The sequence below is a fragment of the Arthrobacter sp. NicSoilB4 genome, assembly GCF_019977335.1.
Lineage (GTDB): Bacteria > Actinomycetota > Actinomycetes > Actinomycetales > Micrococcaceae > Arthrobacter.
Map to the genome: position 1 here is coordinate 405,146 of NZ_AP024653.1, position 13,648 is coordinate 418,793.

A 13,648-nucleotide genomic window follows, 5' to 3' on the forward strand; every position below is an offset into this window, starting at 1 on the left:
GATCACCCGGAACCCGGCCCGAACGAATGGGGGAGGATCCCATGCCAGCAATCGTGATCGTCGGAGCCCAATGGGGCGACGAAGGCAAAGGTAAGGCCACTGACCTGCTTGGTGGCCGAGTCGACTACGTCGTCAAGCCCAACGGCGGCAACAACGCCGGGCACACAGTCGTCGTGGGCGGTGAGAAGTATGAGCTTAAGCTCCTTCCGGCCGGCATCCTGAGCCCGAACGCGGTTCCGATCATCGGCAACGGCTGCGTGGTGAACCTTGAGGCCCTGTTCCAGGAGATTGACGGGCTCGAAGCCCGCGGCGCCGACACCTCCAAGCTGCGTGTCTCCGCCAACGCGCACCTCGTTGCGCCCTACCACCAGGTCCTGGACAAGGTCACCGAGCGTTTCCTCGGCAGCCGCGCCATCGGCACCACCGGACGCGGCATCGGCCCGGCCTACATGGACAAGGTGGCCCGCCTCGGCATCCGCGTCCAGGACGTCTTTGACGCCTCCATCCTGCGACAGAAGGTCGAAGGCTCGCTGCGCCAGAAGAACGAACTCCTGGTCAAGGTCTACAACCGCCGCGACATCGAGGTGGACGAGATCGTGGAGTACTTCCTGTCCTTCGCCGAGCGCCTCCGCCCGCTGGTCATCGACAGCACCTTTGTCCTGAACACGGCCCTGGACGAGGGCAAGGTGGTCCTCATGGAGGGCGGCCAGGCCACGTTCCTGGACGTCGACCACGGCACTTACCCCTTCGTGACGTCGTCGAACCCGACGGCGGGCGGCGCCTCCGTGGGCTCGGGCATCGGCCCCACCCGCATTTCGCGCTCCATCGGCATCATCAAGGCCTACACGACCCGCGTTGGCGCAGGCCCCTTCCCCACGGAACTGTTCGATGAGATGGGCCTGTACCTGCAGAAGACCGGCGGCGAGTTCGGCGTCAACACCGGCCGGCCGCGCCGCTGCGGCTGGTACGACGCCGTGCTGGCGCGCCACGCCTCCCGCGTCAACGGCTTCACCGACTACTTCGTCACCAAGCTGGACGTCCTCACGGGCATCGAACAGATCCCGGTCTGCGTTGCCTACGACGTCGACGGCGTCCGGCACGACGAAATGCCGATGACCCAGACCGAGTTCCACCACGCCAAACCGATCTTCGAATTCTTCGAAGGCTGGACCGAGGACATCACCGGCGCCCGCACGCTGGACGATCTCCCGGAGAACGCCAAGAACTACGTGCTGGCCCTTGAGAAGCTCTCCGGCACGCGCTTCTCGGCGATCGGCGTCGGCCCGGACCGCGACCAGACCATCGTGATCAACGACCTGATCAACGACTGATACTGGCTGACGCAACAACTGATGTACGACGGCGGCGGGTCACCTGGAAGGGTGGCCCGCCGCCGTCGTAGTTAATCGTGGTTGGGCCAGAGCTACTCGGCCGACGCAAAACGCAGCGAAAGCCAGTTCTCCCGGCACGCCCTGGCGGCGGCTTCGGCGTCGCCAAGGCGCGCGAGCCTGATGATCTCAGCGTGCTGGGCCACCGATCCGCGGGCGGCAAAGGAGCCGAAGCGCATCCGCTCCACCCGGCGCAGGACGGGGGTGGTCTGCTCCAGGAGGTCCCGCAGCACGGGGTTGCCGCTGACGGTGACGAAGACGGCGTGGAAATCGTCGTCGGCCCGGAGTGCCGCCTCGACGTCCGCGTCCCGCAGTGCCTGTTCGAAGCGCGCATTGGCCCCGGCCATGGCGGAGAGGTGGTCCTCGGCCAGGACCGGGACGGCCAGCCGCGCGGCCAGCTCATGCAGCCCGGCGACCACCTGCTGCGAACTCAGGGTTGAGGCCTGGTCGTACGGGGCGACGATGGTCGCCTTTCCCGGCAGCGCAATGACCAGCCCGGCGCGTTCCAGCCGCAGCAGCGCCTCGCGGATCGGGGTGCGGCTGACGCCCAGCCAGGCTTCAAGTTCCGTGTCCTTCAGCCGCTCGCCGGGCTCGAAGGTGCCGTCCACAATGGCGTTCCGGAGCGATTCAAAAACGTTGTCCCGGAGCAGCGGCCGCTTGTGGACTCCGGCGAGCGGGGGAACTGGCATGCAACATATCGTATATCCCCTTGCCCAACCGGGGTGGGTACCGGAGAATGCAATATATTGCATGTTGGCGTGCAAATGCCGTTTCCCACCGCGAGCGAAGGGCCGTCGATGGCTATCACCGATTTTGAGCGCTACCCCCTGATGTTTGGGCCGAGCCCCATCCACCCGCTGCCTCGCCTCAGCGCGCATCTGGGCGGGGCGCAGATCTGGGCAAAGCGGGAGGACGTCAACAGCGGCCTCGCGTTTGGCGGGAACAAGACCCGCAAGCTGGAGTACTTCGTCCCGGATGCCCTGGCGCAGGGCGCGGACACCCTTGTCTCGATCGGCGGCTACCAGTCCAACCACACCCGCCAGGTCGCGGCTGTGGCCGCGAAGCTCGGCCTCAAGGCCCGCCTGGTCCAGGAAAACTGGGTCGACTGGCCGGACCCTCTGTCTGACCGCGTCGGCAACATCCTGCTCTCGCGGATCATGGGCGCGGACGTGCGCCTGGACAGCGCGGGCTTTGACATCGGCGTCCGCAGCAGCTGGGAGAACGCCATTGAGGAAGTCAAGGCCGCCGGCGGCAAGCCGTACGCGATCCCTGCCGGCGGCTCCGACCACCGGCTGGGCGGGCTGGGCTTCGCCAACTGGGCCTACGAGGTGGAACAGCAGGAGCGGGAGCTCGGCATTTTTTTCGACACGATCATCGTCTGCACCGTCACCGGATCCACGCACGCGGGGATGATCGCGGGCTTTGCCGGCCAGGACAAGCCGCGCCGCGTGATCGGCATCGATGCCTCGGCGACCCTGGCGAAGACCCGCGACCAGGTCGAACGCATCGCCCGCAACACCGCCGAGCTGATCGGCCTGGGCCGGGAGCTCCGGGACGACGAAATCAATGTCATGGAGGGTTGGGCCGGGGACCTCTACGGAATTCCCGTCGAGTCCACCCTGGAAGCCATCCGCCTCGGCGCCTCGCTCGAAGCCATGATCACCGACCCCGTCTACGAGGGCAAGTCCCTCGCCGGGCTGATCGACCTGGTCAAAAGCCGGGAGATCCCGGCGGGGAGCAATGTCCTCTACGCCCACCTGGGCGGTCAGGTTGCCCTCAACGCCTACAGCGGACTATTCCGTTCCTGACAGTTCTGATACGGCCGACGGCGGCGGCGGCGGCGGGCACTCTCAGGGGGCCCGCCGCCGTCGTCGTTAACTCCACAAAAGCCGTGCCGAAAAAAACTTTGGACCGGTGCGTAACCTTTTGGCGTGCCCCAGCGATTACCTCTTTGTAAGCGCCGCCGGAGGATGGACCCCCCACCAGGAATCCGGCTGGCCTTCCAATGCAAGTGCAGGCCAGCGCCCGCCCCCATCGGGCGCTGGCCAGCCTTCCAATGAACGAGCGGGCTGTTGACTGCCCCCATCAGGCTTCAGCCGGCCTTCAAACAAAAAACAAAGGATGTACGTTTCTTATGAAGAGTGTTAGCAAGACCACCAAGATTGCTGTCGGCGCCGCGATTCTCGCTGTTGGAGGATTCTCCGGTATCGGCCTGGCCAACGCGGCCCAGGTTTCGAACACCCAGCAGGCTGAAGTGACCCCCGCTACGCCCGCTGTCCCGGCAACCCCCGAGGTTCCGGCGACTCCTGAGCTTCCCGCCACCCCGGCTGTTCCGGCCGTCCCGGCCGTTCCGGCTTCCCCGTCCGCCGATGGCTCCGCCGAGGGTGATGTCAGCGTTGAGGGCACCGAAGGCTCCGCAGAGGGCTCCCTCGAAGCTGACAAGGACGGTGTCTCCGTCGATGGTGCCGCCAACGCCAAGGGCGCTGCCGAGGCCAAGGCCCACGCCGGCGTAACCGCCGCCGTTCCTGCTGTCCCGGGTGCCGACGGCGCCTCCACCGTTCCGGCCGTTCCGGCTGTGCCGTCGGACGAGCTGCCTGAGCTCAACAAGTAGGCATTGAACGCCTCTTTGGAGGCACCGGGGGTGCGGCCGCTAGACTTGCCGGGGCCGCACCCCAGCAGTAACCGGAAGGACAGCCTCTTGGCGGAACAGCTAAGCGATGACGAATTGTCAGCAGCCTTAGCTGGCGACCCTTCAGGATTCAGCGCTGTCTACACCGTCATTTCACCTGCGGTGCTCGGATACTTCCGGGCCCGCGGGGTGGATGACGCCGAGGCCCTCACCCAGGACGTCTTCGTCGATGTCCTGCCGAAACTTGCCAAGGTCACCGGCGGCCACAGCGGCCTGCGGACCTTTATTTTCTCCATCGCCCACGCGAGGCTGGTCGATCACCACCGGCGGGCCGAGCGCACGCCCTACCTGGCCGAATACGATCCCCTGGACGACACACGGTACGCCGTTTCCGCCGAGGACGAGGCCATGGGTTCCCTGGGCGGCATTGCAGATTCCCTCTCCCAACTCAACGACGAGCAACGGGAAGTTCTGGTCTTGCGGATCGTCGCGGACCTCTCCATCGATCAGGTGGCCCGCATCATGGACAAGACGCCGGGGGCCATCAAACAGCTTCAACGACGCGGGCTCAGCGCCCTGCGCGAACTCGTCACCGAAAAGGACCACGCAGCATCATGACCGGAACACGCGAACCCCAGCAGGATGGCAGCATCCAGGCGATGCTCCGTGATTCCGGACTCGAAGCATCCACCGGACTCCGCAGTTCGCTGGAGGAGCTCCGCGCCCTGGTACCGGACCGGGCTCCCGCGCCCCGCGCCGACCTTGCGGAGCTGCTGTCCGCCGGCGCCCCCGGATTCAGCGCCCGCGGTTCTGCGGCCGGAGCTTCCGCCGCGACGACGACGGCGATGCCCGCCGTCGCGTCCGCTCCGGAGTATTCCGACGAAGCGCTGCCGGCCGGGGTCACGAGCCTCGCCGAGCGCCGCGGCCGGAAGCGCAGGCTGGCAATCGTCGGCGGCGCCGTCGTGGGTGCCATGACCCTCGGTGCCGGCGCTGTGGCGGCCTCCAGCGGGGATTTCCGCGAAAGTGTCAGCCACACGGTGGGCCTCATCTTCCAGCCTTCCGGCGGGAAATCCGATGTGGCTCCGGAACCTGCCAAGCCCTCACCGGCGGACATCCCGGCGGCTCCCGTGCCGTCGAAGGCGGGCGCCACCACGCCGCCGGCGGCAGACACTGTCCCGCAGGCTCCCGGATCTGACGGGGGAGTTCCTGCGAAGCCCGGCGCCGCCACGCCGCCTGCCATTGGCCGCGGCGGAGTCCTTCCGACACCACCCCACCGTCCGGTCACCCCGGGCGTCCCCGCGCTCCCCGGCTCGGGCGGGGAAAGGGATCTCCCGGCGAATCCGCTGCCGGAGCCGACGCTGCCCGGCGTGCTTCCCACCGTTCCCTCAAGCTAGTCCGGCCAGATCGCGGGTAACGTGCGGGCACGCCGGTACGTTACGGCGAGCCCGCACGGTACCCGCGAGTTCGGCAGCAAGAACGGGCCGCGGACAGTCCGCGGCGGACTGTTAGGCCAGGACCTGCCGCTTGGAGGAAATGACGCCGGTGTCGAAGCCGGCCAGATGCAGGCCGCCATGGAACCGGGCATGCTCAATCTTCACGCAGCGGTCCATCACGACGTCAAGCCCGGCAGCTTCGGCTTCCTTCGCGACATCCTCGTGCCACGAGCCGAGCTGCAGCCACAGGGTCTTGGCGCCGGCCGCGACGGCTTCGTCCAGGACGCCCGGCAGGTCGTCGTGCCTGCGGAACACGTCAACGATGTCCGGGCTCTCCGGCAGGTCAGCCAGCGAGGCGTAGGTCGGCTCGCCCAGGATCTCCTTCACGACCGGGTTCACGAAATAGACCTTGTACCGCGTGGAGGACTGCAGGTAGGTCGCCACGAAGTAGCTTGCCCGGGACGGCTTGTCCGAGGCGCCCACAATCGCGATGGACTTCGCCTGCCGCAGCAGGTTCAGCCGCTCCGGCGCCGAGGGGCCGGTCCAGGTCCGTACTGCTTCGCTGCTCATGAAAGTGCTCCGATCGTGCAGGTATCGGCCGACAGTTGATCCGAGTCGGCCTCGACGACCGACGCCGCATCCAGGGCCTGGTCCAGGTCCCAGAGGATGTCGTCGATGTCTTCGAGCCCGATCGAGATGCGGACCAGGTCCTCGGGGACGCCGGCGGATTCGAGCTGCTCGGGGCTGAGCTGCTGGTGGGTGGTGGACCCGGGATGGATTACGAGGGTCCGCGAGTCGCCCACGTTGGCCAGGTGCGAGGCCAGCTGCAGTGACTCGATGAATTTCTGGCCAGCGGCCCGGCCGCCCTTCACGCCGAAGGAGAACACCGAGCCGGGACCCAGCGGCAGGTACTTCCTGGCCCGCTCGAAGTGCGGGTGCGAGGGCAGGCCCGAGAAGTTCACGTAGGCCACGCGCTCGTCCGCCTCCAGCCATTCCGCCACGGCCTGGGCGTTCCGAAGGTGTTCGTCCAGCCGCTGGGGGAGCGTCTCCACGCCCTGCAGCAGCTGGAAGGCTGACTGCGGGGACAGGGCGGGGCCGATGTCGCGCAGCTGCTCGCAGCGCAGCTTGGTGAGGAAGCCGTACTCGCCGAAGTTCCCCCACCAGGAGACGTTGCCGTAGGAGGCCACGGGCTCGGTCATCGTGGGGAACTTGCCGTTGCCCCAGTTGAAGCGGCCGCTCTCGACAATCACGCCGCCGAGGGTGGTGCCGTGCCCGCCGAGGAACTTGGTGGCGGAGTGGATCACGATATCCGCCCCGTGCTCGATCGGCCGCACAAGGTACGGGGTGCTCAAGGTGGCGTCGACGACGAGCGGGATGCCGGCGTCATGCGCTACCTTGGCCAGCCCCTCCAGGTCCTGGACTTCCGACGACGGGTTGGCCACGACCTCGACGAAGATCGCTTTGGTGTTTTCCCGGACGGCGGCGGCGTAGTCAGCGGGGTCGGTGCCGGGGACGAATGTGGTGTCCACTCCGAAACGCCGCAGGGTGACGTCCAGCTGGGTCACGGTGCCGCCGTAAAGCTGGGAGGCGGCGACGATGTGGTCCCCGGACTGGGTCAGGGCGGCGAAGGTGATGAATTCGGCGGCCATGCCCGAGGACGTGGCCACCGCACCGATGCCGCCCTCGAGGGAGGCGATGCGCTCCTCGAACGCGGCGACCGTGGGGTTGCCGATCCGGGAGTAGATGTTGCCGTATTTCTGCAGGGCGAAGAGGTTCGCGGCGTCCTGGGTGTCCTTGAAGACGAACGAGGTGGTCTGGTAGATCGGCACGGCGCGGGCGCCGTGCTCGGCGTCGGGGGTGCCGCCGGCGTGCAGGGCGCGGGTGCGGAAACCGAACTTGCGGTCAGCCATTACGCGTTCACCAGCTTGCTGGTAGTGCCGTTGGCCGCCGGGGTCTGGGACAGGTCCAGCTCGACGCCGTGCTTGCGCGCGAGCTCCGCCTCGAGTTCGCGCACGATCGGCAGGATGTCCGCACCGAACGCGGCGACCTCCTCCTGGAAGTGCAGGTAGCCGGTGAGGAACAGGTTCACGCCGATCTTCTTGTACGCCACGATCCGCTCGGCGATCTGCTCCGGCGTGCCGATCAGCTGGGTCTTGAAGCCGTCGTTGTACTGGACGAGGTCCTCGAAGCTGGAGTCGGCCCACATGCCCTTGCCGTCCTTGGTGGACGCTCCGGCTTCCTGGACGGCGGCACGGAACCCTTCGACGGCGGGCTTGTGCGCCTTGCCGACGATCTCACGGAGCGTGTCCCGGGCTTCCTTCTCGGAATCCCGGGCGATGACAAATCCGTTGAGGCCAAACTTCGGGAAATCCAGGGAGGGGAGGGCGTCCCCGGTGCCGCGCCTGGCCGCGCCGGCCGCGGCGACCACGCCGGCGATGTTCTCCTTGAACCCTTCCAGGTCCTTGCCGTTGGAGAAGTACCAGTCCGCCACCCGGCCGGCCGTGGCCTGCGCGGCCGTGGAGTTCCCGCCGAAGAAGATCTCCGGGTGCGCCCGGCCCGGCACGTCCACCGGGGCCGGCTGCAGGGTGAAGTTGTTGATGTTGTAGTACTTGCCTGCCTGGCTGTACTCCTGCTCCGTCCAGAGCCCGCGGAGGACCTTGATGAACTCCTCGGTACGGACGTAGCGCTCGTCGTGTTCAAGCCATTCGAGGCCGAAGTTGGTGAACTCGTCCTTGAGCCAGCCGGAGACGATGTTTACGGCGGCGCGGCCGTTGGAGATGTGGTCCGCGGTGATGATGAACTTCGCCAGGACGCCGGGGTGCCACATGCCCGGGTGGACGGCGGAGATCACCTTGAGGCGCTCGGTGGCGGCCAGCAGCGCGAGGCTGAACGACGTGGCCTCGTGCTGCTTGTCCGCGCCGTAGGAGGCGGCGTAGCGGGTCTGGGTGAGGGCGTATTCGAAGCCGGAGTCCTCGGCGATCCGGGCGAGCTTCTTGTTGTAGTCGAAGTCCCAGCCGGTGCGCTGTTCGATGGTGGAAACCACCAGGCCGCCGGAAACATTGGGAACCCAATAGGCGAACTTGAGTGGTTCGGAAAGACGGGCGACGCTGCTGATGTCAGTCATGGGTGTTCCTTACTTCTGGGTATTGCGGATTCGCAGGACATCCTGGATGTCCGCGATGCATGGTTCGTTCTGGAGCGAGGTGGTGTCCCCGAGCGCGATCCCTTCGAACAGCTGGGTCAGCAGCCGGCGCATGATCTTGCCGCTGCGGGTCTTCGGCACATCAGGAACGACGACGACGTCGCGCGGCTTGGCGATCGGCCCGATCGCCTTCGCGACGTGTGCCTTCAGTCCGGCCGCGATGCCTTCCGTCGCGGCCGAATCCTTCAGCACGACAAAAGCGACGATCGCGTGGCCGGTCTTCGGGTCCGCGACCGGGCAGACGCCAGCCTCCACAACGTCCGGGTGGGAGACCAGGGCCGATTCGATCTCGATCGTGGAGAGCAGGTGCCCGGAGACGTTGAGGGTGTCATCCACGCGCCCGAGAATCCAGATGTCGCCGTCGTCGTCGTATTTGGCGCCGTCGCCGGCGAGGAACCAGCCCTGCGCCGCGTACTGCCGCCAGTAGGAGTCGAAGTAGCGCTGCGGGTTGCCCCACACGGTCCGGGCGATCGCGGGGCCGGGGGCATCCACCACGATGAAGCCCTGAACGCCCGGGGGCACAGTGTTGCCGGCGTCGTCGACGATCCGGGTGCCGACGCCGGGCAGCGGACGGGCCGCGCAGCCGGGCTTGAACTCCGTGTCAGTCGGGGCAGGCGAGAGGATGGTGGCGCCGGTTTCCGACTGCCACCAGGTGTCCACCACGGGGGCCGTGCCGGCTCCGACGTTGTCCCTGAGCCAGCGCCACGCCTCGGGGTTCACGGCCTCGCCGACGGTACCGAGCAGCCGGATGGAGGAGAGGTCGTAGCCGGCCGGGACGCCGTCCGGGAACCAGCCCATCAGGGACCGGACCAGGGTGGGCGCGGTGTAGTACTGCGTCACGCCGTAGCGTTCGATGATTTCGAAGTGCCGGCCCGGGTGCGGGGTGTTGGGGGTGCCCTCGAAGATCACCTGGGTGGCGCCGTTGGAGAGCGGGCCGTACAGCTCGTAGGTGTGGGCGGTGACCCAGGCGAGGTCGGCCGTGCACCAGTGCACGTCCTGGTCCCGGAGCGCGGGGTCCGGGTTGCTGAACAGGTGCTCGAAGCTCCAGGACGCCTGCGTCAGGTAGCCGCCGGACGTGTGGACCAGGCCCTTGGGCTTTCCGGTGGTGCCTGAGGTGTACATGATGAACAGCGGCGTCTCGGCGTCGAACGCCTCGGCGTCGTGGACATCGGAGGCGGTCCCGACGGCGTCGTGCCACCACACGTCGCGGCCCGCGGTCATCGGGACGGTGTCCAGAAGTTCCGGTGCGGTGGTGCGGTTGACCACCAGGACGTGTTCGATCGCGTTGTCCCCGGACACGGCCGCATCCGCGTTGTCCTTGACCGGCACGGCCGTGCCGCGGCGGAACTGGCCGTCGGTGGTGACCAGCAGTTTGGCGAGGGTGTCCTCCACCCGGAACTTGAGCGCCTCGGCGGAAAAGCCGCCGAAGACGAGCGAATGGATGGCGCCGATCCGGGCCACAGCCAGCGTGATGATCACGGTTTCGGGGATGACCGGAAGGTAGATGACCACCCGGTCGCCCTTGGTGACGCCGAGGTCCAGCAGCGCGTTGGCGGCCCTGGAGACCTCGCGCTGCAGTTCGGCGTAGCTGATGGTGCGGCGGTCGCCCGGCTCGCCCTCGAAGTGCAGGGCCACCTTGTCCCCGCGTCCCGCCGCTACATGGCGGTCGACGCAGTTGTAGGCGACGTTGAGCCTTCCGCCCTCGAACCAGCTGATGTCCGGGCCGGTGCCGGCATCGACGTCGGCCGGAACGCGGCGGTGGGTGGTGTGCCAGGGCTTGTCCTGCCCGGGCGCGTCCTCCCAGTCGAGCCGGAGGGCGGCCGCCTCCCAGAAGGAGAGACGCTCGGCTTCGGTGGCAGGGGCGGCCTCCGGGGCCGTGGGGCGCGTCCTGGGCGCAGGCGAGATAAGGGTAGTTGTCATAGGGATACTCCATCGGTCCTGGCGGTAGCACCCTGCAATCAGGGTTGCTGCGGCTTCATTGATCCAGGTCTCTTGGCCGCTCGGGATGGTCCTTCCCAACTAAAACGGATCGCGGGCATTTCCTCAAATTCCGGGGATTTGTCGCGTAATATTCGGCGATCAGTCATTCGGCGCTGGGGCTTCAGTCAATTGTTCGCTGCAGGACCCGCGGATGCCCCGCAACTGACCGGGACCCGGCGCCGCGGCGGATAGGCTGTGCACATGGCCCACGTCAACGATCCGGCAGTCCTCGAAAAACTCATGCGCACCAAGGGGCGGTGGGCCATTGTCGGCCTGTCAACGAATCAATGGCGTGCCGCCTATGACACGTCCCTGTTCATCCGGGACCGGCTCGGGATGGAGATTATCCCGGTGAATCTGCCCGCTGATCCCGTGCACGGGGAGACCGGCTACGCCGCCCTGGCCGACATCCCGGCCGAGAAGCAGCCGATCGACGTCGTCGACTGTTTTGTGAATTCCCAGAAAGTGGGGGCAGTAGTGGATCAGGCGATCGCCGTCGGCGCGAAGGCTATCTGGATGCAGCTGGGCGTCATCGATGAAGCGGCGGCGGCCCGCGCGAAGGCCGCCGGCCTCGACGTCATCATGAACGCTTGCCCGGCGCAGGACGCCAGGCGCTTCGGCCTCTGAGGGCCCTTCGGGGTGGAGCAGCAAGGTCCCGGCAGAGTGTCCGGGCCGGCCAGTAGGCTCGGATCATGGATGTAGCAGCACTCCGTGGAATTTGCCTTGGCTTTCCCGGCGCTTTCGAGGACTTCCCGTTCGGACCGGAAACGTCCGTCTTCAAGGTGCGGGCCGCAGTCTCCGGCGGGGCCGGCCACGCAGCCAAGATGTTCGCACTGTCCGCGATGGACCAGCACGATTTTTCCGTGAGCCTGAAATGCGAGCCTGCCCTGGCGGAGCAGCTGCGCGCCGCGCACCCGGAAATCACCGGGGCGTGGCACCTGAACAAAAAGCATTGGAACGGAGTGCGCCTGGACGGGTCCCTGCCCGATTCGATGGTGCGCGACATGGTCGAGGATTCGTACGACCTGGTGGTGGCTTCGCTGAGCCGGCGCCAGCAGGAGCAGCTGGGCTGGGCGCGGCTGGCCGGCGGCCGATCGTGAGCGCGCGGATCGCGGCCGGGGAGCTGAACTATGCAGGGATCGGTTCCACGGAGCATGGGCCTCCGCCCGCAGACGCCGACTGCCTGGTCACCCATGCCTTTGTGGGCGAGGGAATGGCCACGTATCGCCGCGTGGTCCAGGGCATGCTGACCTGGCAGCTGCAGAAGCGGGCGGGGCTGCGGGTCCGCGCGGAATCCGACGTCGTGGTCCCCGGCACTCGCGTGGTGACCGGCTTCGGCGTCGGGCCGTTCCGGCTGGACGCACCCTGCGAGGTGGTCTGGGTCCGGCGCCCGGTGCCCGGCGGCGCCCCGCAGTCCGCCGGATTTGGCTACGGGACCCTTCCCGGGCATCCGGTCCGCGGTGAGGAAGCATTCGAGATTTCCGTCGATGCGAAGGGCCGGGTCTACATCCACATCACGGCGTTCGGTGGGCCGTCCAACTGGTTCTACGCGGCGGGCGGCGCCCTGACGAAGCGGGCGCGGGCTCACATCACTTCCCGTTACATTAGGAGTGCACAGGAACTGGCCGCAGGTGTGGACTGAGAGCAGGCAGAATGCTGAATCAACAGACCCTTGACCAACTATGGGACTTCGATGACCCTGCCCTTTCGGAAGCCCGCTTCCGCGCGGCCGCCTCCGAGGACCGCTTCGATGCCGACGAACGGGCCGAGCTTTCCACCCAGCTGGGCCGGGCCATCGGGCTTCAGGGCCGGTATGAGGAAGCCGACGCGCTCCTGGACGCGATCGACGGCGACGAACCCACCGTGGCCGTCCGGGTGCTGCTGGAACGCGGCCGGGTGCTCAATTCCAGCGGCCACCCCGAGATGGCCGTGCCGCTCTTTGAGCAGGCCGCCGAACTCGCAGACCATCTGGGCGAGGAATTCCTGGCCGTGGATGCGCTGCACATGCTGGCCATTGCCGACTCCGCCCACGCCGAGACCTGGACCCGGAGCGCCCTGGAGTACGCCTCCACGGTCCACGACGAGCGGACCAAGCAGTGGCTCGTGGCCCTGCACAACAACCTGGGTTGGACGCTGCACGACGCAGGCCGCTGCACGGAGGCGATGGTGGAGTTCCAGCTCGCGGAGCAGTGGGCCGAACGCGTCGGCACCCCGCGGCAGCAGGAACTGGCCCGGGAAGCGATCCGGGCCTGCTGAGCCTCCTGCAAGAATGGAACACCGTCCCGCTGTACCGAAAGGCACTCTCCCGTGATCTTCATCGTCGTCAAATTCAAGGTAAAGCCCGACTGGTCAGAGCGCTGGCTCGGGCTCGTGGAGGACTTCACCCGGGCCACCCGTCAGGAACCCGGGAACCTCTGGTTCGACTGGTCCCGCAGTGTGGAGGACCCCAACGAATTTGTCCTGGTCGAGGCCTTCAAGGACGACGCCGCCGGGGACCATGTCAACAGCGCCCACTTCAAGAAGGCCATGGCGGACATGCCCCAGGCCCTGGCCGAAACACCCCGGATCATCAGCCGCCAGCTCGACGGCGAGGGCTGGGACCGGATGGGCGAACTCACCATCTGACCCGTGTCCGTTGCTCCGTACCCGCCCTTTTGAACCCTCAAAACGGCCCTTACGGAGCAATGGATAGGCTTGGATCATGTGGATCGGCTGGATTGAATTCGATGTCCTCCTCGGCGATGTCCACAGCCTGAAGGAGAAACGCTCCGTGGTGCGCCCGGTGCTGGCCGAGCTCAAGCGCCGCTTCGACGTTTCCGTGACCGAGGCCGGACTGCAGGACCAGTACCGGCGGGCCCTGATTGGTGTGGGGCTGGTCGCGGCGGACCGTGCGCATCTCGTCGAGGTGCTTGCCGCCGTCGAACGCTTTGTGGCCGCGCGGCCCGAACTGGAACTGCTCAGCGCCCGCCAGCGCGAACTCCGCAGCGACGATTAACCCCCGTCGACTGCTCCGTAA

The 13,648-nt window shown here is 67.2% G+C and carries 16 protein-coding genes; 11 read left to right on the plus strand and 5 right to left on the minus strand.

What is annotated here, in order from left to right:
• Positions 1-41: 41 nt before the first annotated feature.
• Positions 42-1,331, plus strand: coding sequence for an adenylosuccinate synthase (locus LDO13_RS01950; protein WP_224048410.1), 1,290 nt, complete (start codon positions 42-44; stop codon positions 1,329-1,331).
• A gap of 92 nt (positions 1,332-1,423) precedes the next feature.
• Here LDO13_RS01950 and LDO13_RS01955 read toward each other — a convergent pair whose 3' ends face one another.
• Complete coding sequence (locus LDO13_RS01955) at positions 1,424-2,077, minus strand: GntR family transcriptional regulator (protein ID WP_224048411.1); 654 nt, start codon at positions 2,075-2,077, stop codon at positions 1,424-1,426.
• 108 nt (positions 2,078-2,185) lie between these two features.
• Between LDO13_RS01955 and LDO13_RS01960 the strand changes: the two genes are divergently transcribed.
• The 4 genes from LDO13_RS01960 (at position 2,186) to LDO13_RS01975 (ending at position 5,411) form a co-directional block, all read left to right on the plus strand.
• Entirely contained in the window at positions 2,186-3,196 is a 1,011-nt protein-coding gene (locus LDO13_RS01960; protein WP_224048412.1) for a 1-aminocyclopropane-1-carboxylate deaminase, read from the plus strand.
• A gap of 326 nt (positions 3,197-3,522) precedes the next feature.
• Positions 3,523-3,999 (plus strand): hypothetical protein, encoded by a 477-nt coding sequence (locus tag LDO13_RS01965; RefSeq protein ID WP_224048413.1) that lies wholly within the window; start codon positions 3,523-3,525, stop codon positions 3,997-3,999.
• An 87-nt stretch (positions 4,000-4,086) separates the two neighbouring features.
• Positions 4,087-4,635 (plus strand): RNA polymerase sigma factor, encoded by a 549-nt coding sequence (locus LDO13_RS01970; protein ID WP_224048414.1) that lies wholly within the window; start codon positions 4,087-4,089, stop codon positions 4,633-4,635.
• A complete protein-coding gene (locus tag LDO13_RS01975; RefSeq protein WP_224048415.1) occupies positions 4,632-5,411 on the plus strand; it encodes a hypothetical protein in 780 nt (259 codons plus the stop codon). Before LDO13_RS01970 ends, LDO13_RS01975 begins: the two co-directional genes overlap by 4 nt.
• Positions 5,412-5,522: 111 nt before the next feature.
• Here the strand turns inward: LDO13_RS01975 and LDO13_RS01980 are convergent, their stop codons facing one another.
• From LDO13_RS01980 to acs, 4 genes are read right to left on the minus strand one after another with little or no spacing between them, the layout of a single operon-like run.
• Positions 5,523-6,020, minus strand: a complete 498-nt coding sequence (locus LDO13_RS01980) for a CoA-binding protein (RefSeq protein ID WP_224048416.1) — start codon at positions 6,018-6,020, stop codon at positions 5,523-5,525.
• Complete coding sequence (locus LDO13_RS01985; RefSeq protein WP_224048417.1) at positions 6,017-7,360, minus strand: O-acetylhomoserine aminocarboxypropyltransferase/cysteine synthase family protein; 1,344 nt, start codon at positions 7,358-7,360, stop codon at positions 6,017-6,019. The genes LDO13_RS01980 and LDO13_RS01985 overlap by 4 nt, the downstream gene beginning before the upstream one ends.
• Entirely contained in the window at positions 7,360-8,574 is a 1,215-nt protein-coding gene (gene sfnG, locus LDO13_RS01990) for a dimethylsulfone monooxygenase SfnG (RefSeq protein WP_224048418.1), read from the minus strand. Before sfnG ends, LDO13_RS01985 begins: the two co-directional genes overlap by 1 nt.
• A gap of 9 nt (positions 8,575-8,583) precedes the next feature.
• The gene (acs, locus tag LDO13_RS01995; RefSeq protein WP_224048419.1) at positions 8,584-10,572 is read right to left on the minus strand and encodes an acetate--CoA ligase; all 1,989 of its coding nucleotides are present in this window, start codon (positions 10,570-10,572) and stop codon (positions 8,584-8,586) included.
• A 261-nt stretch (positions 10,573-10,833) separates the two neighbouring features.
• On the opposite strand from acs, the gene LDO13_RS02000 reads away from it, so the two are divergent.
• The 6 genes from LDO13_RS02000 (at position 10,834) to LDO13_RS02025 (ending at position 13,627) form a co-directional block, all read left to right on the plus strand.
• Positions 10,834-11,259: a CoA-binding protein gene (locus tag LDO13_RS02000; RefSeq protein ID WP_224048420.1), complete on the plus strand. Its 426-nt coding sequence runs from the start codon at positions 10,834-10,836 to the stop codon at positions 11,257-11,259.
• A gap of 65 nt (positions 11,260-11,324) precedes the next feature.
• Entirely contained in the window at positions 11,325-11,732 is a 408-nt protein-coding gene (locus LDO13_RS02005; protein ID WP_224048421.1) for an MmcQ/YjbR family DNA-binding protein, read from the plus strand.
• Positions 11,729-12,274 (plus strand): DUF1990 domain-containing protein, encoded by a 546-nt coding sequence (locus LDO13_RS02010; RefSeq protein ID WP_224048422.1) that lies wholly within the window; start codon positions 11,729-11,731, stop codon positions 12,272-12,274. Before LDO13_RS02005 ends, LDO13_RS02010 begins: the two co-directional genes overlap by 4 nt.
• A gap of 11 nt (positions 12,275-12,285) precedes the next feature.
• Positions 12,286-12,888: a hypothetical protein gene (locus LDO13_RS02015; protein ID WP_224048423.1), complete on the plus strand. Its 603-nt coding sequence runs from the start codon at positions 12,286-12,288 to the stop codon at positions 12,886-12,888.
• 51 nt (positions 12,889-12,939) lie between these two features.
• The gene (locus LDO13_RS02020; protein WP_224048424.1) at positions 12,940-13,257 is read left to right on the plus strand and encodes a putative quinol monooxygenase; all 318 of its coding nucleotides are present in this window, start codon (positions 12,940-12,942) and stop codon (positions 13,255-13,257) included.
• Between the two features lie 76 nt (positions 13,258-13,333).
• The gene (locus tag LDO13_RS02025; protein WP_224048425.1) at positions 13,334-13,627 is read left to right on the plus strand and encodes a DUF503 domain-containing protein; all 294 of its coding nucleotides are present in this window, start codon (positions 13,334-13,336) and stop codon (positions 13,625-13,627) included.
• Positions 13,628-13,648: the final 21 nt, after the last annotated feature.